Below are 20050 nucleotides of genomic sequence, written 5' to 3'. Positions count from 1 at the left end.
CTTAAATTCGCAACGCATATCGTGCACATAAAAAATAAAACAATCAACGCTTAAGGCTTAACGCTTGAAGTTTAAAACAAATAAAAAATGAAATACGATATTATCATCTTAGGTAGCGGTCCGGGCGGATACGTAACAGCCATCAGAGCATCGCAATTAGGTTTTAAAGTTGCAGTTGTAGAGAAAGAAAATTTAGGCGGAATCTGCTTAAACTGGGGATGTATTCCTACAAAAGCTTTATTAAAATCTGCACAGGTTTTTGATTATTTAAAACATGCTGCCGATTATGGTTTAACGATCAGTGGTGAAGTTGATAAAGATTTTGATGCAGTAATAGCACGTTCGCGCGGTGTTGCAGACGGAATGAGCAAAGGTGTTCAGTTCTTAATGAAGAAAAATAAAATCGAAGTTATCGATGGTTTCGGAAAAGTAAAACCTGGCAAAAAAGTTGATGTTACAGATAAAGACGGTAAAGTAACCGAAATTTCTGCAGATCACATTATTATTGCTACTGGTGCACGTTCTCGCGAATTGCCAAACTTACCGCAAGATGGTAAAAAAGTAATTGGTTACCGCCAGGCAATGACGTTGGAAACACAACCAAAGAAAATGATCGTTGTAGGTTCGGGAGCAATTGGTGTAGAGTTCGCTCATTTCTATAATTCAATGGGAACAGAAGTTACTATTGTTGAATTTATGCCGAATATTGTTCCGGTTGAAGACGAAGATGTATCTAAACAAATGGAGCGTTCTTTGAAAAAATCAGGAATTACCATTATGACGAATGCATCTGTTGAAAAAGTGGATACATCGGGCGAAGGCGTTAAAGCTACCGTAAAAACAGCTAAAGGAGAAGAAATTTTAGAAGCTGATATTTTACTTTCTGCTGTTGGTATCAAATCAAACATAGAAAATATCGGATTAGAAGAAACAGGAATTGCTACAGATCGCGATAAGATCTTGGTAAACGATTTCTACCAGACAAATATTCCGGGTTATTATGCAATTGGCGATGTAGTTCCGGGTCAGGCTTTGGCACACGTTGCTTCGGCTGAAGGAATTTTATGTGTAGAGAAAATTGCAGGTTTACACGTTGATCCGTTAGATTACGGAAACATTCCTGGTTGTACGTATGCAACTCCAGAAATTGCATCGGTTGGTATGACAGAGAAAAAAGCAAAAGAAGCGGGTTACGAAATTAAAGTTGGTAAATTCCCATTCTCTGCATCAGGAAAAGCAAAAGCTGCCGGAACTCCAGACGGTTTCGTAAAAGTAATTTTCGATGCGAAGTACGGCGAATGGTTGGGTTGCCACATGATTGGTGCCGGCGTTACCGATATGATTGCAGAAGCAGTTGTTGCCCGTAAATTAGAAACTACAGGTCACGAAATTTTAAAAGCAGTTCACCCACACCCTACTATGAGTGAAGCGGTTATGGAAGCTGTTGCTGCTGCTTACGATGAAGTGATTCACTTGTAGAAATTACAGTATATAAAACTGTCTAAAGAGTATTCAAATGTCAAGCTGAACTTGTTTCAGCTTCTCATAAATTTTGTAAATCAAAATAATGAGATTCCGGATCAAGTCCGGAATGACAAAAGCTAATACTTTTTAGGCAGTTTTTTTGTATGTTTACTTTTTTAAAATTATACTTATGATTTTCCGAATTTTAGTCACTTTCTGTTTATTGATTTCTTTTATAAATACTTCTGCTCAAGATGAAGAATCACAATGTGTTAAAATTAATAATTTTTCTATTGAAGAACGAAATCAAAACTATCCATTCAATAAAGCTAGAAGAATTGTATTTTCTTCATTTCAAGGTGATGAAAATAAACTTCCAAAAAATAAAAGAAAGAAAGGCTATGATGAAGGAACTGCACCTTATGTTGCAGGAGAAATTATGCAAACTTATTTCGATATGATTAAAAAAAGACCTTCAAAAGTTAATTTGAATCATTTTGAAGAAAAAGTTGAATTATCCGAAAATCAAAAAAATCAATTAACTGATTTAATTTTTAATGTAGGTAATAATATATATGTTTCTGGTGCAAAATGTTATATGCCAAGAAATGCCATTTTATTTTTTGACGATAATGATAAATTGTTCGAGTTCATAGAGATTTGTTTTGAATGCAATAACTACAGAACAAGTAGTGAAAAAATGAATCTAAATAATAATTGTACAGAAAAATTAAACTTACTAAAAGAACAATTTGCTAAAGCAGGTATTAAATATGGAATTATAAATGAAAGACAGCCGAATTAATTTTCGACTGTCTTGTTAATCCTCTCTACTTCCATCATCAGCCATACGAACCATTTTAGGGGTGAACGTAGCAACAACATCAATCAGGCTTTTTTGAGCTTCCATAACCTGATGAATATCTTTATAAGCCATAGGCGCTTCATCTAAACCAGCTCCAATCAAGGTTACATTATGATCTTTTAAAATCGCTTTAAAATCAGATTTAGAAATTTCTTTTTTCGCCTGCGTTCTACTCATTTGTCGACCGGCACCGTGCGATGCAGACTGAATAGCTTCGGGTTCACCTTTTCCGCGGACTAAAAATCCTGGTGCTGTCATAGATCCCGGAATAATTCCCATAACATCTTTACTTGCAGGCGTTGCACCTTTTCGGTGAACAATAACCTCTTCCCCATTCCACTGCTCTTTCCAAGCAAAATTATGATGATTTTCAACCTTTGCTAAAACTTCTACACCTAACGCTTTCTGCATTTTATGATGGATCACTTCATGACAAGCCGATGCATAATCACCCGCCAAATTCATTGCCAACCAATATTCCTGTCCTTCGGTTGAATTCAAATCGAAATAAGCCAGATTTTTAGCTTCCTGTGGCAACTTACAAACCTTTTTAGCCAACTGCGTGTAATGTCCGGCAATGGTGGCACCAAAACCACGAGAACCTGAATGCGTCAATAAAGCCACATATTTACCTTTTTCTATATTCAGCATTTCGTCACGTTCTGCAAATTCAATAATACCAAACTCCACAAAATGGTTTCCACCGCCAGAACTTCCCAATTGCGTCCATGCTTTATCTTTTAAATTCTGTAAAAGCGGATTTTCGTTAAACAACTTATTTTCTAAAACTTCGTGATCAAACTTGTACTGACCTCGAAAACCGTTTCCTGCACCAAAATTTGATTGTGCAATTAACTCCCGCTTAAACTTCGATTGATTTTCCTCGAAAAACGATTCTTCCATATCATAAATAGAAAGTGCCATTCTACAACCAATATCAACCCCCACACCATAAGGAATAATGGCATTTCTGGTTGCCAAGACTCCACCAATCGGCAAACCATAACCCTGATGCGCATCAGGCATTAAAGCTCCAGCCACAGAAACCGGTAATTTCATTGCGGTTTCCATTTGCTTTCTGGCTCCTTCTTCAATATGATCGCTACCAAAAACAGCATACGGTCTCGGATTTGTTTCTAACGGAATGGTATCATTATCCATTTCATTTTGCAACGTAATAATTTGTTGCGCTAAAGGATAAAACTCCGATGTTTCAAATGTTTTTTCGGGTTGTGAAATAACGTTCTTCAAAGTGTTTAACACCTCGCCTTTATTTAAAGATCCTTGGTAGTTTTCACAAAAATCTAATGTTTTTCCTAAAATGATATTTTCTTCAAAACCTATACGCAATAGGTCTTTTCCTGTTATTTTTTTCATGATTAATTGTATAATTTTAAACGAAGTTTAACCAATAAATTTTCAATTTTATCTAAATCTGGACTTGTTATTAATGTCGATTTTTTATAATATTCTTCTATTTCAACTATTAAATCATCAGCCATATTAACAACTTCTTCATACGAGTATCTTCCTGATTTAATTTCTAACAAATCCGTTCTATTGTCAACTTCTATTATTAATTGTTTATTCTTAAAAATTTTCAAAGCCATTTGTAGTAAACGTATCGTATGCATCATGTTTTTAGCATCGTACCCCTTTCCGTGCATTTTATTGGATTGAAATCTATCGATATTTCTTTTTGAAACCCATTCCCAATATTCACTATATTTCTTACAGTAAGTAGAATAAGCATCTTTATTAAAATACAGTATTATTGCGGAAGAACTACTTTGTGGAATGCTACTTAACGTAACTTCGTTTGACTCATCGCTGTTGCATATTCCATTATAAACATCATCGTTCAAATCGTAAAAAAGATTATAAGTATCTTTTAAATGATTTAACTTACTTAAGCCGCAATTTTGCTGTTTTAAGTTTTTAGCACTTAACCAATCTTGCAATTCAAAAGTTTTACCGTTTTCTACAACATAACAAAAATGTAAAACTGTTTTTCGTTCATGATCCATAGGATGAAACATTTTCTTGTTTAATCCTTTCGCCTTTTTTATTTGCGATAAAGCGTAACCCACGAAAGTATCTTTAGTTAAAAGTGACAGAAAATCGGCAATCTTTATTTCATTCATCAATTCGTTTTTATATAAGATACAATGTTCAGGTGTCGCCAACATTTCTAAAATATTTGGGTTGTTTTTAGAAAGAAGCTCAATAAATCTGCCTAATTCGTAGTAAACAATATCGTTGGTTTCGTTACTGATTTGTAGAACATAATTAAGTCCGTAAAAATCATTTTTTGGCATGTAGAAAACACCTCGAATATCAGTATCCGACTTTTCTGTATTTAAACCATAAGCTTTACTCCCAGAAATACATTCGAAAAGGATCAGGTTATTTTTCTTTAAAAAATCTATCGTCAGCATCTGTTATTATTTTATAAAAAGTTTCATTTAATGTTTCGATATCAAATGTTCCTTTACGTTTTACTTTTTTAGAATCTGAAAGTCCTTTATAACTAACTTTCAAGTAGTCAATTAATTCTGAATTGATCTTATCAATATCCTTTTCACTTGCATACTTCTTTACAGCCAGCAATCGATTTGTTTCTTCTATCAACGATTTATTGTCAACCAGATTCATCAGTTTTGAAAATTCCATAGGTGGAAATTGATTGTTTTCCATTGCAAATCGAGTAGCTAATAACGATCTGTAGATATAAAAGAAATCTTTCAAACGTATATTTTCTTCGTTAAGCACTTCCATTTTTTTATGAACCAAACCCAAATAGTGATGCACTAAAGTTTGCTGACAAAAATAATCCGGGAGCAATTCTTTAATCATTTCAAAGAAAATGTCTTCTTTATGATAAAATACAGGAGATTGCATCCATTCAAAAGGTGTTGCGTTTGAAGCGTATAACAATTTTAGAAACTTCTTTAAATCCCAACCGTTAATATCAAGATCATTATTAATTGGAAAATCGAAGAAATCAGCCTGTTCATTAATATGTAAATACTGTTTTTTAGGTGTTACATAAACAAATCGAACATCGAAATCACTATCTGTTGAGGAAAATCCCCAACCTCTACTACCCGATTCTATAGCGAAAAGTATTTTTATTCCTTTTTCCTTTTCTATTACGTTCAGTTTTTCAACTATTACTTTTTTCATAATATTACTTTTAAATGATTTAATTGCTTTTTCAACATTACAAAGATGATCGCCTTACTACGCAAATTAAATGCGTAACTAAAAAAATATTGAAATTATTTTATAAACAACTAAATTTCTATTATTTAAAATTTAATATTTTTAATAATAGAAGTTTTTATTTTAAACTGCGTAAATACATTGCGTATTAAATTGTATTTTTGATTGATTTTCAATACCAAATAACTATGGCAACGAACAAATCTGCTTTAATTCGATATAAAACCATTGATAAATGTTTACAAAACCGTTACAGAAAATGGACGTTGGAAGATTTGATTGAAAAAGTTTCGGATGCTTTGTATGAATTTGAAGGCATTACAACCGGAGTTAGCAAACGTACCATTCAGGCTGATATTCAGTTTATGCGAAGTGATAAGTTAGGATACAATGCGCCAATTGTTGTAATTGATCGAAAATTCTACAGCTATGATGATCCGGATTATTCCATCACAAAATCGCCTATTAAAGAAGAAGATGTTGATAAAATGAAGGAAATTGTTTCGCTTTTAAAACAGTTTAATGGTTTTCAGTATTTTGATGAAATGAGCGAATTGATTGCCAAATTGGAGAACAACATTTATAAATCTGCAAAGAAAACGCCGAACTACATTCAATTTGAAGACAATAAACAGTTAAAGGGAATTGATCATTTAAGCAGGCTGTACCAGGCAATTTTACAGAAAAAACCGTTGCTAATTGAATATAAATCGTTTAAATCTAAACAGGCAATTAAAGAAATTTATCATCCGTATTTGTTGAAAGAATATCGAAACCGTTGGTTTTTAATTACACGAAACAACAAAGGTAAACTTTTGGTTACTCTTGCTTTAGATCGTATCGAAGCTTTTTATGAATTAGACACCAATCTTTTTAAACCGTACGAAGGTATCGATTTTGAAACTTATTTCAATGAATGTATTGGAGTAACAAGAAGTGTAAAAGACCGACCGCAAAAGGTTATTTTAAAGTTTAATCTTAAAAATGCTCCTTATGTAAAAACCAAACCGCTTCATCATTCGCAACAAATTCTTCAGGAAGATGAAAATGGAATGATTGTTCGTATTGATGTTATTCCAAATTTTGAATTAGAACGTGAAATTTTAGGATTTGGCGAATGCGTTGAAGTATTGGGTCCAAGAAATTTAAAAAGATTGATTCAGTACAGAGTTGCAAAGAATAATAGAATTTACAACACAGAAAATGATTCATAAAAAAAGTCCGAAGAAATTCTTCGGACTTACTATATTTTAAAAAGGAACATCGCTGTCATCACTGAAACTGCTTCCAAAAATCTGATCGCTTGGTGGTAGATCATTTGTTAAATTTCGATCGTTCATGCTCGACGGGAATTCGTCAAAAGGCATAAAAGCATCATCTAAATTATCAAACTTACCAAATTTACCAAGGAATTTCAATCGAATATTATCTAAACCACCATTACGGTGTTTTGCGACTATAAATTCAGCCTGACCTTCGGTTGGACTTTGTTCGTCATCGTCCCAAACATCAATTTTATAATATTCTGGTCGGTAAATAAACGATACAATATCGGCATCCTGTTCAATTGCACCCGATTCACGTAAATCTGAAAGTAATGGACGTTTTGAGGATCCACGGGTTTCAACGGCACGTGATAACTGTGAAAGTGCAATTACGGGAATGTCTAATTCTTTTGCTAAACCTTTTAAGTTACGCGAAATAGTAGAAATTTCTTGTTCACGATTTCCGCCTCCTTTATTGTTTCCACCAGCTGTCATTAACTGTAAATAATCAATAACAATTAGCTGAATATCATATTGGGATTTTAATCGTCTTGCTTTTGCACGTAAATCAAAAATAGAAAGCGAAGGCGAATCATCAATAAACAAAGGTGCTTTTTCTAAATCTTTTACCTTAACGTTCAATTGTTCCCATTCGTGTTGTTCTAATTTACCTGTTCGCAATTTTTCAGACGACAAACCTGTTTCCGAAGAAATTAAACGGGTAATTAACTGAACACTAGACATCTCTAATGAAAAGAAAGCTACCCCTCTGTTTGCATCAATAGCGATATTTCGAGCCATAGAAAGTACAAACGCGGTTTTACCCATACCGGGACGTGCCGCAATAATAATTAAATCTGATGGTTGCCAACCAGATGTTAATCCGTCTAATTTATGAAAACCTGTTGGTAAGCCCGATAAACCTTCGCGTTTACCAATTTCTTCGATTCGTTTTTTTGCTTGTGCAACTAATGATTGAGCCGTTTCGGTACTTTTCTTGATGTTTCCTTGTGTAACATCGTATAATTTTGATTCGGCTTGATCTAACAATTCAAAAATATCTGATGATTCATCGTAGGCATCTTCAATAATTTCCGATGAAATTTTAATTAAACTTCGTTGGATATATTTCTGTAAAATAATGCGGCAATGGAACTCGATATGCGCCGATGATGCAATTTTTTGGGTAAGATTGATCAAATAGAAATCACCTCCAACAAGTTCTAATTTACCGTTTTTTCTTAATTGGGTAGATACGGTTAAAATATCAATTGGTTGGCTGGCTTTAAAAAGTGTTTCTATAGCATCGTAAATATGTCTATGAGCTTCTTTGTAAAAAGCATCGGGCTTTAAAATGTCAATAGCATCGTCAACACCTTTTTTATCAATCATCATTGCACCCAATACAGCTTCCTCTAAATCAACTGCTTGCGGTGGTAACTTTCCTTTTTCTAAAGAAATTACGTTTCGATTAATTTTAAAATCAGTGTTTAATACTTTCTCTTGTTCCATAAAGCGAATTTAGTTTTTTTAAAGCTATTTTACTAACTAAACTTATTAACTATTTGGTAAAATTGAAAATATTTTAGTGTTGATAAATTGTTTTAAAAAGTAAAAGCCGAACAAATTAGTTCAGCTTTTAAATTGTATTTTATTAAGATGTTATTCCGAAAATTCTCCCATACTTGCGTATTTATCCATACGTTCATTAATTAAAGTATTAATGTTCTTTTTAGATAATTCTGCGTATGATTTAACAATGGTTTTCTTAACTGTTTCAAAAGTTGCGTTTCTATCATAATGTGCACCTCCTAATGGTTCAGGAATTACATCATCAATCAATTTATTTTTTTTCATATCAACCGATGTCAGCTTTAAAGCATCGGCAGCAATCTCTTTATATTCCCAACTGCGGAATAAGATCGATGAACATGACTCTGGAGAAATTACCGAATACCAAGTGTTTTCTAACATAAAAACTTTATCGCCCACACCTATTCCTAATGCACCACCAGAAGCTCCTTCGCCAACAATAATTACAATAATTGGTACTTTAATACGAAACATTTCCAAAATATTACGTGCAATAGCTTCACCTTGTCCGCGTTCTTCGGCCTCTAAACCTGGATAAGCCCCCGGTGTATCAACAAAAGTTACAATAGGCACATTGAATTTTTCTGCCATACGCATTAATCGTAATGCTTTGCGGTAGCCTTCTGGATTTGCCATACCAAAATTACGGAATTGGCGTGTTTTAGTGTTGGTTCCTTTTTGTTGACCAATAAACATAAAAGACTGATCGCCAATCTTGCCTAATCCGCCAATCATTGCTTTATCGTCTTTAACACCTCTGTCGCCAAAAAGTTCTAAAAAAGAATCGCCACAAATTGCATTAATATAATCTAATGTATACGGGCGGTTTGGGTGACGTGATAATTGTACGCGTTGCCACGCATTTAAATTACCATATATTTCTTTTTTGGTTTCTTCTAATTTCTTTTCAATATTTTTACAAGTTTCTGAGACATCAACATCAGATTCTGAACCAATAATCTGGCATTTATCTAACTGATCGTTCAACTCTTTTATTGGTAATTCGAAATCTAAATACTCCATAAATTCCTTAATATTTATTGTGTTTTGTAGCTACAAATATAGCGCTTTTATTAATTATGCTGTTGCTTTTTTTCTATTTTTAAAATATGCGTTTAATACCACCGTAAATAAAATGATTAATGCACCAATATAAAAAGCAGCAGTCATTTTTTCTTGATCTTTAAATAAAAATACTGCTAATAAAATACCGTAAATGGGTTCTAAATTTATTGTTAGCATTACCGTGTATGGCGATAAATATTTCATTATATCTATAGTGGCTATAAATGGATAAGCGGTACAAATAGATCCTAAAACACCTAACCAGATATAATCGTTCGACTGGAAATTAAAGTTTTGCATTGTAAATCCATCTTGAAAAAATAAAAAACAAGCCAAGATAAACAAACCACCTACTAATTCGTAAAAACTTATAACTACGCTATCGTGCGTGTTTGCTAATTTGCCGTTGATAATAGAAAAAGAAGCAGACAAAAAGGCTGAGATTAATGCCATTAAGATCCCCTTTTTATACTGGGTTTCGAACTGAAAAATCAGTAGTAATCCTACAACTACAAGACATCCTAATAAAACTTCGTATAAAATAAATTTACGTTTGTAAAAGATGGGTTCTAATATCGATGTGAAAAATGCGCCTGTAGAAATACATGCTAATGTGATAGATATGTTTGATATTTTGATGGCGTAGAAAAAAGTAAGCCAATGTATTGCAATAACAAATCCGAAAATAAAGAATCGGAAAATATCTTTTGGAGCAATGGCTAAATTCTTCTTTTTTAGAAGTAAATAAGCAAAAATCACAACTATAGCTATTGCTATTCTGGTAAAAACCAATGGCAATGCTTGTAAAGTTATCAACTGACCTAATATGGCGGTAAATCCCCAAATAAAAACAATTAAATGAAGGTGTAATTGATTTTTAAAATTAACGTCTGGCATTATTTAAAAGGTAAACAGCTAAAATTCCGAAAAGTATATTAGGAAACCATACTGCAAATAAAGGGTTGATACTTGAGGCTTCTGCCAACGTACCGAAAATTTTATCGAAAAATATATAGGTAAAAGCCAAACCAATGCCCATGGCAAGGTTTACGCCCATTCCGCCCCGACGTTTCATAGACGATACTGCAACAGCAATAATTGTTAATATAAAGGCTGAAACAGGTACACTGTATTTTTTGTATTTTACAACTAAATAAGCGTTTATGTTTGATGAGCCGCGCATTTTTTCTTTCTCGATAAACTGGTTAAGTTCTGATAAAGTCATGGTTTCGGCAGCGTAAATTGCAGGAGTTAAATCGTCTACTTCAAAATTAAACTTCATTTTTTTCTCCGACTCTTTTTCTAACTGATCGTCATTAGCACCAACTGTTCTTTTTTGATAATTATATAAGGTATAATCTTTAGTACTATCGTTATAAACAATTCGTCCGGCTTCTATTTTAGATACTAAATTAAGATCTTTAAATTTTTCTAATGTAAAATTATAACCTGTTTTTGTGCTGTAGCTAAAGTTACTAACATAAATAAACTCGTTTTTATTAATTTGTTTAAACACATTTTGTGTTTCCCGAATTTCTTTACGTTTTAAGTATTTATATCTAAAATCGTTGTAACCCAAACTTGCTTTAGGAACTATGAAAAAACCCATTAACAAAGCAAAAATAGATATAAAGGTTGCACCAATAATGTACGGACGTAAAAAACGCATATACGAAATACCCGAACTTAAAATAGCTACAATTTCTGTATTACTTGCCAATTTTGATGTAAACCAAATAATAGAAATAAATAAAAATATAGGAAAAAGCATATTGGCAAAATAAATGGTAAAATTGCCGTAATACTCCAAAACATCTACCAAAGGTATCTTGTTTTCTAAAATTTTATTAATTCTATCGGCAACGTCAACTGCTATCCCAATAGGAATAAAAAGCAGTATCATTACAAAGAATGTACCCAAATATCTTTTTAATATGTACCAGTCAATGATTTTCATTCTGCCGAATTATAAACGAGTAGCCATTTGTTTTACCATTTTTTCTTTCCATGCATAAAACGTTCCGGCAATAATTTGTCTGCGGGCTTCACGCACCAACCACATATAAAAACCTAGGTTGTGAATGGTGGCTATTTGTTTTCCCAAATATTCATCAGCCACAAATAAATGACGTAAATACGCTTTAGAATAATCAGTATCAACCCAAGTGTTTCCCATTGGATCTATTGGACTATAATCATCTGCCCATTTTTTATTTTTTATATTGATGAAACCTTCGCTTGTAAATAACATTCCGTTACGTGCATTTCTTGTAGGCATTACACAATCGAACATATCAATACCCAAAGCAATATTTTCCAATATATTAATTGGTGTACCAACACCCATTAAATAACGTGGTTTGTCTTTTGGAAGGATATTCGTTACTACTTCGCACATTTCGTACATTTCTTCGGCAGGTTCACCTACTGATAATCCGCCAATTGCGTTACCTACCGCACCTGCATTAGCAATATATTCGGCAGATTGTGCACGTAAATCTTTAAAGGTTGATCCTTGAACAATTGGAAAAAATGCTTGATCGTAACCATATTTGGTTGGAACTTTTTCTAAATGATTGATACAGCGATCTAACCAACGATGTGTCATGTGCATAGAGCGTTGTGCATAACGGTAATCGCAAGGATAAGGTGTACATTCATCGAACGCCATAATGATATCGGCACCAATGGTACGTTGAATTTCCATTACATTTTCTGGAGAGAAAAAGTGATAAGATCCATCGATATGCGATTTAAACTTTACACCTTCTTCTTTAATTTTTCTTCTGCCCGATAACGAATAAACCTGAAAACCACCAGAATCGGTTAAAATATTTCGATCCCAATTCATAAATTTATGCAATCCGCCGGCTTTTTCTAAAATTTCGGTTTTCGGACGTAAATACAAATGGTAGGTGTTTCCTAAAATAATATCGGGATTAATGTCGTCTTTTAATTCGCGCTGGTGCACTCCTTTTACAGTTCCTGCCGTTCCAACGGGCATAAATATTGGGGTTTCTATAACGCCGTGATCAGTTGTAATAACTCCTGCTCTAGCTTTTGAGTTTATGTCGGTGTGTAATAAATCGAATTTCATACTTGTTGTTTACAAGCTGCAAATATACACTTTTTGGTATTTAGTTTTTTGGTTATGTTTTGTAGATTTTGCAATGATCAATTAAATATTAGCTACACATTTTGAATAAAATACTTATGGGTAATAATGAAACTTATTGTATTCGTATCCATTCTGGTAATTCTGAATAATTTCATACCAAACATATTTATCATCATTGTAACTTAAATTATAAGACCATTGCAAATTTTGGTAAGCTGTTTTTAATTCGATTAATTTGATATTATTCTTATTAATATAGTTTAGTACTTTGTAGGCTTTGGGATAAATATTGTAATAAGGATTTCTGTAAGAATCAAATGTATAGGTAGTATACCCACTAGATGAGTTATCTTTAATCAGGTTTTCATTTTCTACTATTTTTACGGGATTATACAAAGTGCCATCATCATTATATGTATAATTTTGAATGTTAGATAAAGTATTATTTTTATTAAACGTTTCTAAATTTATGATCTGATTTATTTTATTATACTTGTAGTGCGTTCTATTTTTAACGCTATAATCACTATCATTTGTATTTTTGCTAAAAGTTCTTACTTCGACTATCTGATTTAAATCATTGTAAATAAATTTTTCGGAAACTATATTATGTTTAATGGTATGAATAGAATCGATAAATCCATTTTTATTGTAAAAAAATTCAGTAGTAAATTTTTTAGCAGTATTTTCAGATTCTTTTAATCTGATTTTCAAGCCTTCTACAGGAATTTCAGCAATTTGTTTTTCTTCGGTATCTTCCATTGATATATCATCATTACATGCTAACAAAGCAAAACCTAAACAAATAAGTATTATTTTTTTCATAATAACATTTTATTAGAATTAATGATAACTAAATTGGCGACGATCATCTGTATCTAAAGGCATATTGGAAATATGTTCCTCAATAAGATAATCTTCACTATTGTATTTTAGAGTATGAACATTTATATGAACCTCATTAGTGTAGTCTCTTTCAGTCAATAATATATTATTCTTATTAATAAATTTAAGTATCCGATAGGCTTTGGGGTATATATTATAATATGGATTTCGTAAAGTATCAAATTTATAACTCGACCAATTATCTTTAACAACATTACCATTTACAACCTTTTTATTTGCATCAAATAAACTACCATCTCTATTGTAGTTGTAAGTAAGATATTGTATTGCAACGTTATTTTTATCGTACGTTAAAGATGATATAATTTGATTCACAGAATTATAAGTATAAAAAGTAATATCTTTTATATTGTATTCAGGTCGCTGAGGAACTACTTCGTTATAACGAACTTCAACAATTTGGTTTAACTTATTATAGATGTACTTTTGCGAAAAATCAACTCCCCAACTATGAGAATTATAAATAGAGTCTACAAATCCATTTTGATTATAAAAGAATTGCTGAGATATTAAACCATATTTATATTTAAGTTTTAGACCTTCAGGTGGTGTTTCGGCAATTTCATTGTTAAGTTGCCTTTCAAAATCATTCCTTAGAAAGTCATCATCTGCACATGCCATTATACCAAAAACTGACAATAAGAGTGTTAATTTTTTCATAAGTACTTAAATTTAAATGTTAAAGATAATAAAAAACATTCATAATAATGGATCCTTAACAGTTTAATTAGAACAACTATCTTGTAAAATTAAAAGTAATTCCAACAGATAAAGCTGCCTTTTTTGCAAAAAAACTTGGAATTGGTTCACCATTTCTATCTTCAGAAAGTGTAATATCACCTTTTAATAATGGTGCAAAACTTTGTTTATACATGGCATAAAAACCAATTGTTTTACTAATGTTGTATTTTACACCTGTGTGCGCTCCTAAAGATTTAATTGTTAGATCACCGCCCAAATACAGATCAAAATTTTCAGGCAATTGCAAGGCTTGTAAAAAGTGAAAACGTATAAATATACCTCCATCAAAACTATCTAAGAATTTAAACACTTTTTCATATCCTACACCTTCATTATCAACTTTTGTATCAAACAAATAAACTGCTTGTACACCCCACGAGTACAAATCATTAACACCTTTGTCGGTTTGATATTCAACACCAGAATTACCCCCAATATTAGTATAACCTAAAAACATTTTTATGTCATTGTATCCGTCATAAGCCTGCGCCTGCGCGTGTGATACAAATTGAAAACCTATAAATGCAATTGTTAAAGTAATTGTTTTTTTCATAAATATGTTTTTGGGTAAATAAAATTAATTTTTGTTAATAAATTATAAATATAATTGCGCAAATATATTTTTTTTATGCTGAAATCAAAATTTTATTTAACAACTTATTTAGCTTTTCGAAATAAAAAAAATCCATTCAAAAGAATGGATTTTTAACAAATTAATTATCAATATTTAATTTTCAAAAGGAACTGCTGGTAATAATTGCGATGAAACTTCGCCAAAACCAATGCGCAAGCCATCTTTTTCACAATAACCTTTCATAATAACCGTATCGTAATCTTCTATAAAAGTACGGGTAGATCCATCAGGCATATCAATTGGGTTTTGTCCGCCCCAAGATAATTCTAACATAGAACCAAAACTATCTTTGGTAGGTCCTGAAATTGTTCCCGATCCCATTAAATCTCCTGAAGTTACCAAACAACCATTCACCGTGTGGTGCGCTAATTGCTGCGCCATGGTCCAGTACATATATTTTAAGTTCGATTTACAAACTGTTTTTCCTTCTTTATCTTCTGGCTGAATAATTACTTCTAAATTAATATCAAATGCGTGATTACCCTTTTGCTGTAAATAAGGTAACGGTTTTGGATCTTCTTGACTTGGACTTGCACAACGGAAAGGTTCTAAAGCATCCATTGTAACTACCCAACACGAAATTGATGAACCAAAGTTTTTAGCCAAAAATGGTCCAAGTGGAACGTATTCCCAAGCTTGAATATCGCGGGCAGACCAATCGTTTAACAACACCATTCCAAAAATATGGTTTTCTGCATCATCAACCGAAACTCTATCGCCCATTAAATTAGCATCGGCAGTAATAAAAGCCGTTTCTAATTCAAAATCTACTCTTTTTGATGGACCAAAAACAGGTTGTGTTTCTCCTTTTGGCATTGATTGCCCCATTGGACGGTTAACCGGAACACCTGATGGTACAATTGTTGAACTTCTACCATGATAACCTACAGGTAAATGTAACCAGTTTGGTAACAAGGCATTTGCCGGATCGCGAAACATCATACCTACATTGGTTGCGTGCTCGCGGCTTGAATAAAAATCGGTATAATCACCAATAAAAACAGGTAATTCTACATTAACTTCGTTTACATTAAAGATAGTTAGTTCACGTGCTTTTGCATCGTCACGTAACTTTGGGTTGTTTGCTTCAAATATTTCAGAAATTCTGTTACGAATGGCTCTCCAAACTTCTTTTCCTTCACTAATAAAGGCATTTAATGTTTCATCGTACAATACATTATCGTCAAAATCGATATCTTTAAAAAAACCTAGGTCATTTAAAGCGGTAATACTAATGGCATAATCGCCAATTCTGGTTCCAATCACTAAATCGTCTTCTTCTACCGAAAAAACACCAAAAGGTATATTTTGTATAGGAAAATCACTGTTTGCAGCAACTTCTAACCACGATTTTAAGCTAGGATTGTTAGCAGGTATATTCATAGTTTTAATAATTTTTGTTTAAATTAAATTACTTATGCGAATATAACAATGATTTTTCATAAATTTGAGTTCAACTTAAAGAATTAATAAAAATGCAACGCGACGAACAAATCTTTGATTTAATTTTAGACGAGCAAGACAGACAAGTAAATGGTTTGGAATTAATTGCTTCGGAAAATTTTGTAAGCGACCAAGTTATGGAAGCTGCCGGATCGGTTTTAACAAATAAATATGCAGAAGGATATCCTAATAAAAGATATTACGGTGGCTGCGAAGTTGTAGATATTGTTGAACAAATTGCTATTGATAGAGCAAAAACTTTATTTAATGCAGAATATGTAAACGTACAACCACACTCTGGTTCGCAAGCTAATACAGCAGTATATGCAGCGGTTTTAAAACCAGGTGACAAAATTTTAGGTTTCGATTTATCTCACGGTGGACACTTAACACATGGTTCTCCGGTAAATTTCTCTGGTAAATTATACAATCCTGTTTTTTATGGGGTTGATGAAGCTACCGGATTAATTAATTATGATAAAATTCAGGAAGTTGCAGAACGTGAAAAACCACAATTAATTATTGCAGGGGCATCGGCTTACTCTCGTGATATGGATTTTAAACGTTTCCGCGAAATTGCAGATTCTGTTGGCGCTTTGTTAATGGCAGATATATCTCATCCTGCTGGTTTAATTGCTAAAGGTTTATTGTCTGATCCAATTCCACACTGCCATATTGTAACTACAACAACGCACAAAACTTTGCGTGGTCCTCGTGGTGGAATGATTATGATGGGTAAAGATTTTGAAAATCCGTTCGGATTAAAAACGCCTAAAGGCGAAACGCGTATGATGTCTGCTTTGTTAGATTCTGCTGTTTTCCCAGGAAATCAAGGTGGTCCGTTAATGCATATAATCGCAGCAAAAGCGGTTGCATTTGGCGAAGCTTTACAAGACGAATTTATGCATTACATTGTTCAGGTTCAAAAAAATGCACAAGCTATGGCGAATGCATTTGTTAAGCGCGGCTACAAAATTATTTCGGGCGGAACTGATAACCACATGATGTTAATTGATTTACGCAATAAAAACATTTCGGGTAAAGAAGCAGAAAATGCTTTGGTTAAAGCCGAAATTACCGTGAATAAAAATATGGTTCCTTTTGATGATAAATCTCCGTTTGTTACATCGGGTATTCGTGTGGGAACTGCAGCAATCACAACGCGTGGATTAATTGAAAGCGATATGGAAACGATTGTAGATTTAATTGATCGTGTATTAATGAATCATACAAACGACGAAATGATCGAACAAATTGCAGAAGAAGTTAACGAAATGATGAGCGAACGTGCTATGTTTGTTTTTTAACAAATTATTTTTATAAAAAGTTAAAGAGTCACTAAATGTGGCTCTTTTTTTGTTAGTTGTGTAACAAAATTATACTTTTTGCTACAAACACTAAAAATCAATTTATGAAAAACATTTTAATTGCACTCCTACTCTTTTTAAACATCTCGGTTCAGGCACAAGAATTGGTTCAGGGAATTATTAAAGATATCGAAACCAACAAACCTATTCAACATGTAATGATTATAGGAAATGTATCCGGAAAAACTACGGTTACAAACAGCGAAGGTCGTTTTCAATTTAATCTCCCTGCACAAGATTCTAAACTAATCATTAAACATTTAGATTATTTCACACAGGAATTATCAGCAAAAAACACCAAATCGTTTAATGTGCAAATGCAGTCTTCTACCGAATCTTTAGAAGAAATCGTGATTTTTAAAACATCGATAAAATCAGAAATTGAAAAAGCGATTAAAACATCACAAGAAAAATTCGCAAAAAATTTAAAACTCAATACTTTTTACAGAGAGTTAAGCTATGTAAATGGCGGCATGTATTTATATGAAGATGCAGAAATTGATTATTATTTACAATCGATCAATAAAAGCAATGTAATTATAAAAGAAAGTAGAAGTGTGAAATTTTCTAATAAAGAAGCTCAAAAATTCGATTCTTTATCAAAAGTTTCTTATTATTGGGGTGATTTAAAAGAACGAGTTTCTAATGAATTTGATTTTAAATTGATAAAAAATATTATTTCTGATAAAGAATACGATTTATATATTACTGCCAAAACTACTGCCGACGGTACAGAATTGTATGTTTTAAATTTTAACCCTATTGATAATGCAAAAAAAGCAACGCTTTCTGGCAAAATGATTTATGGTGCAAAAGATTATTTAATTAGGGAAATAAAAGTAGATTTAGATTTAAAATTCGTTACAAATAGTGAATATTTACCTAATAATAATGGACATTGGCGCAAAAGAACCTTCTATAATCGAACAACTCTTTTTAATCTATACAATAACAAATATGCGTTAACATATGTTTCATATAGAGTATATGGAGATTCAGAGATTTTTAATCAAATAAATCAAATTGGCGGTTTTGTTGAACTTTTGGTAGATTCGGTTGATGAAAATCCAGCAAAACCAAAAAGTGAAAATTTTTATACTGAAAGTAAACTTACCCGATTAGGCAAAAACTACAAAACAAAATATTGGGAAAAATTCAATGTAGTACCATTGACTTTTAAAGAAGAACAAATGCTTAAAGAGATTAATAAATAAAATCTTATATTTTAACTATCGTAATATTCTAAATCTCTCTGGGCAATCGCTGTTGGTTCACTGTCTTCTGGTTTACCTACCATATAGATATAGCACTTTATCCAGTTACTGTATTTATCGTATTCGTACTTGTAAAAAATAGACTCCCGTAAAGCAATGGAGCTTGCGCCTAAATACTGGTTAGGATAACTTCTTACAAACTTTTTTTCGATAATGTCACCATTCTCGTTATGATAAAAAATCATGGTTGGCGTAACGTGTTCCACACCGCGCATGGAAGATTTTATAAAGCGGGTGCGTTCAGTTATATACTCCTTTTCGGGATGATAAACATATTTTTCAAACGCTAAAGTATCTTTACAACCATAGTATGTTACTTGTGTCATACGATCTTTATTGTCGTATTCATAAGCAACATGAAGATCAGGACAAAAACCTGTCTCTGTATCTAAAAAATGGAAAGGTGTTGGTTCTTTTTGTTTGGTTATAATTTTAAGTATACTGACGTTATCGTGATCATCATATATATATTCTGATTCGGTAAATGGTAAAGTTGATCTTCCATAATTAATTTCTTTTACTATTCGACCTTTCTTATCAAGAATGTAATCGTATCTGTAATTAAGAGTATCAGAACCGTAGCCCCGATCATATGGTCTTTTATAGTTTGGCTTCACTAAAATATTGTGATCATAGACTGGATAAATCTGACGTTTTTTTAATTTTATTTTATTTTTTTTATCCACATCCATTTCATTATACATATAAATTGATGCTGTTTTATTATCAAGTTCCGACTTTTCAAAGTGGGATCCATCCTTGTCCATTGCGATACTCTTCGTTAATCTACCTTTCGAATCAAACTCTTCATAGACACCTCCACCTAAAGCTGTTCTGTTTTGTAACATAATACTATGTCTTGCATAAGATTGAATGTTACTGCTATTTGAAACGGCAAAAGGAATTGGATCTATAATAAATGTATAATACCAGAACGAAGATTTAACAGGTCCTTTATAATTATTCATGTACCAATTAGATTTTTTAGTATCTACAACAGCGCTTTCATGGACTACCTGTGTGTAGGCAATCTGCCCAAACAACAGCATTAATAATATGTATTTAATTTCTTTTAACATTTTTAGTCTTT

General features: G+C 32.4%; 18 protein-coding genes. 5 read left to right on the top strand and 13 right to left on the bottom strand.

The features are described 5' to 3' along the window. Nucleotides 1-87 precede the first annotated feature (87 nt). Together lpdA and EG242_RS00880 are read left to right on the top strand one after the other, a co-directional pair. Complete coding sequence (gene lpdA, locus EG242_RS00885) at nt 88-1479, top strand: dihydrolipoyl dehydrogenase (RefSeq protein WP_124898036.1); 1392 nt, start codon at nt 88-90, stop codon at nt 1477-1479. A gap of 175 nt (nt 1480-1654) precedes the next feature. Next, nucleotides 1655-2269, top strand: coding sequence for a hypothetical protein (locus tag EG242_RS00880; protein ID WP_124898035.1), 615 nt, complete (start codon nt 1655-1657; stop codon nt 2267-2269). A 15-nt stretch (nt 2270-2284) separates the two neighbouring features. Here EG242_RS00880 and EG242_RS00875 read toward each other — a convergent pair whose 3' ends face one another. The 3 genes from EG242_RS00875 to EG242_RS00865 are packed head-to-tail and all read right to left on the bottom strand — an operon-like array spanning nt 2285 to nt 5515. After that, nucleotides 2285-3706, bottom strand: coding sequence for an RtcB family protein (locus EG242_RS00875; RefSeq protein WP_124898034.1), 1422 nt, complete (start codon nt 3704-3706; stop codon nt 2285-2287). 2 nt (nt 3707-3708) lie between these two features. Further along, a complete protein-coding gene (locus EG242_RS00870) occupies nt 3709-4764 on the bottom strand; it encodes a DNA polymerase beta superfamily protein (protein ID WP_124898067.1) in 1056 nt (351 codons plus the stop codon). Beyond that, nucleotides 4736-5515 carry a nucleotidyltransferase domain-containing protein gene (locus tag EG242_RS00865; protein ID WP_124898033.1) on the bottom strand — a complete coding sequence of 260 codons (780 nt, stop codon included), beginning with the start codon at nt 5513-5515 and terminating at the stop codon, nt 4736-4738. Before EG242_RS00865 ends, EG242_RS00870 begins: the two co-directional genes overlap by 29 nt. A gap of 227 nt (nt 5516-5742) precedes the next feature. Between EG242_RS00865 and EG242_RS00860 the strand changes: the two genes are divergently transcribed. After that, nucleotides 5743-6768, top strand: coding sequence for a helix-turn-helix transcriptional regulator (locus EG242_RS00860; protein WP_124898032.1), 1026 nt, complete (start codon nt 5743-5745; stop codon nt 6766-6768). A gap of 36 nt (nt 6769-6804) precedes the next feature. Here EG242_RS00860 and dnaB read toward each other — a convergent pair whose 3' ends face one another. From dnaB to fahA, 9 genes are all read right to left on the bottom strand, one after another. Beyond that, nucleotides 6805-8331 (bottom strand): replicative DNA helicase, encoded by a 1527-nt coding sequence (gene dnaB / locus EG242_RS00855; RefSeq protein ID WP_124898031.1) that lies wholly within the window; start codon nt 8329-8331, stop codon nt 6805-6807. 150 nt (nt 8332-8481) lie between these two features. Continuing rightward, nucleotides 8482-9435: an acetyl-CoA carboxylase carboxyltransferase subunit alpha gene (locus tag EG242_RS00850; protein ID WP_124898030.1), complete on the bottom strand. Its 954-nt coding sequence runs from the start codon at nt 9433-9435 to the stop codon at nt 8482-8484. Nucleotides 9436-9489: 54 nt separating this feature from the next. Next, a complete protein-coding gene (locus EG242_RS00845) occupies nt 9490-10374 on the bottom strand; it encodes a DMT family transporter (RefSeq protein WP_124898029.1) in 885 nt (294 codons plus the stop codon). Next, nucleotides 10361-11434, bottom strand: coding sequence for an LptF/LptG family permease (locus EG242_RS00840; RefSeq protein ID WP_124898028.1), 1074 nt, complete (start codon nt 11432-11434; stop codon nt 10361-10363). Before EG242_RS00840 ends, EG242_RS00845 begins: the two co-directional genes overlap by 14 nt. A 9-nt stretch (nt 11435-11443) precedes the next feature. Beyond that, the gene (gene tgt, locus EG242_RS00835; protein WP_124898027.1) at nt 11444-12574 is read right to left on the bottom strand and encodes a tRNA guanosine(34) transglycosylase Tgt; all 1131 of its coding nucleotides are present in this window, start codon (nt 12572-12574) and stop codon (nt 11444-11446) included. Nucleotides 12575-12688: 114 nt separating this feature from the next. After that, nucleotides 12689-13420, bottom strand: coding sequence for a hypothetical protein (locus EG242_RS00830; protein WP_124898026.1), 732 nt, complete (start codon nt 13418-13420; stop codon nt 12689-12691). Nucleotides 13421-13438: 18 nt separating this feature from the next. Then, nucleotides 13439-14161, bottom strand: coding sequence for a hypothetical protein (locus EG242_RS00825; RefSeq protein WP_124898025.1), 723 nt, complete (start codon nt 14159-14161; stop codon nt 13439-13441). 76 nt (nt 14162-14237) lie between these two features. Beyond that, nucleotides 14238-14795: a DUF6646 family protein gene (locus EG242_RS00820; protein ID WP_124898024.1), complete on the bottom strand. Its 558-nt coding sequence runs from the start codon at nt 14793-14795 to the stop codon at nt 14238-14240. Between the two features lie 174 nt (nt 14796-14969). Beyond that, on the bottom strand, nt 14970-16259 hold the full coding sequence (gene fahA / locus EG242_RS00815) for a fumarylacetoacetase (protein ID WP_124898023.1): 1290 nt from the start codon (nt 16257-16259) through the stop codon (nt 14970-14972). Nucleotides 16260-16351: 92 nt separating this feature from the next. On the opposite strand from fahA, the gene glyA reads away from it, so the two are divergent. Both glyA and EG242_RS00805 read left to right on the top strand, forming a co-directional pair. Beyond that, nucleotides 16352-17626, top strand: coding sequence for a serine hydroxymethyltransferase (gene glyA / locus EG242_RS00810; RefSeq protein WP_124898022.1), 1275 nt, complete (start codon nt 16352-16354; stop codon nt 17624-17626). A gap of 104 nt (nt 17627-17730) precedes the next feature. Then, nucleotides 17731-18900 (top strand): carboxypeptidase-like regulatory domain-containing protein, encoded by a 1170-nt coding sequence (locus tag EG242_RS00805; RefSeq protein WP_124898021.1) that lies wholly within the window; start codon nt 17731-17733, stop codon nt 18898-18900. Nucleotides 18901-18911: 11 nt separating this feature from the next. Here EG242_RS00805 and EG242_RS00800 read toward each other — a convergent pair whose 3' ends face one another. Next, nucleotides 18912-20039 (bottom strand): hypothetical protein, encoded by a 1128-nt coding sequence (locus tag EG242_RS00800; protein WP_124898020.1) that lies wholly within the window; start codon nt 20037-20039, stop codon nt 18912-18914. Nucleotides 20040-20050 lie beyond the last annotated feature (11 nt).

Source organism: Paenimyroides viscosum, from assembly GCF_003858535.1.
GTDB lineage: Bacteria > Bacteroidota > Bacteroidia > Flavobacteriales > Flavobacteriaceae > Flavobacterium > Flavobacterium viscosum.
This window is presented reverse-complemented; position numbering and strand designations above follow the sequence as displayed.

Coding starts and splice junctions, on each gene's coding strand:
- EG242_RS00865 (WP_124898033.1), bottom strand. CDS start 5,515: ATGAAAAAAGTAATAGTTGAAAAACTGAACGTAATAGAAAAGGAAAAA.
- dnaB (WP_124898031.1), bottom strand. CDS start 8,331: ATGGAACAAGAGAAAGTATTAAACACTGATTTTAAAATTAATCGAAAC.
- EG242_RS00805 (WP_124898021.1), top strand. CDS start 17,731: ATGAAAAACATTTTAATTGCACTCCTACTCTTTTTAAACATCTCGGTT.
- EG242_RS00875 (WP_124898034.1), bottom strand. CDS start 3,706: ATGAAAAAAATAACAGGAAAAGACCTATTGCGTATAGGTTTTGAAGAA.
- EG242_RS00800 (WP_124898020.1), bottom strand. CDS start 20,039: ATGTTAAAAGAAATTAAATACATATTATTAATGCTGTTGTTTGGGCAG.
- lpdA (WP_124898036.1), top strand. CDS start 88: ATGAAATACGATATTATCATCTTAGGTAGCGGTCCGGGCGGATACGTA.
- EG242_RS00850 (WP_124898030.1), bottom strand. CDS start 9,435: ATGGAGTATTTAGATTTCGAATTACCAATAAAAGAGTTGAACGATCAG.
- EG242_RS00860 (WP_124898032.1), top strand. CDS start 5,743: ATGGCAACGAACAAATCTGCTTTAATTCGATATAAAACCATTGATAAA.
- EG242_RS00840 (WP_124898028.1), bottom strand. CDS start 11,434: ATGAAAATCATTGACTGGTACATATTAAAAAGATATTTGGGTACATTC.
- tgt (WP_124898027.1), bottom strand. CDS start 12,574: ATGAAATTCGATTTATTACACACCGACATAAACTCAAAAGCTAGAGCA.
- EG242_RS00880 (WP_124898035.1), top strand. CDS start 1,655: ATGATTTTCCGAATTTTAGTCACTTTCTGTTTATTGATTTCTTTTATA.
- EG242_RS00825 (WP_124898025.1), bottom strand. CDS start 14,161: ATGAAAAAATTAACACTCTTATTGTCAGTTTTTGGTATAATGGCATGT.
- EG242_RS00830 (WP_124898026.1), bottom strand. CDS start 13,420: ATGAAAAAAATAATACTTATTTGTTTAGGTTTTGCTTTGTTAGCATGT.
- glyA (WP_124898022.1), top strand. CDS start 16,352: ATGCAACGCGACGAACAAATCTTTGATTTAATTTTAGACGAGCAAGAC.
- EG242_RS00820 (WP_124898024.1), bottom strand. CDS start 14,795: ATGAAAAAAACAATTACTTTAACAATTGCATTTATAGGTTTTCAATTT.
- fahA (WP_124898023.1), bottom strand. CDS start 16,259: ATGAATATACCTGCTAACAATCCTAGCTTAAAATCGTGGTTAGAAGTT.
- EG242_RS00845 (WP_124898029.1), bottom strand. CDS start 10,374: ATGCCAGACGTTAATTTTAAAAATCAATTACACCTTCATTTAATTGTT.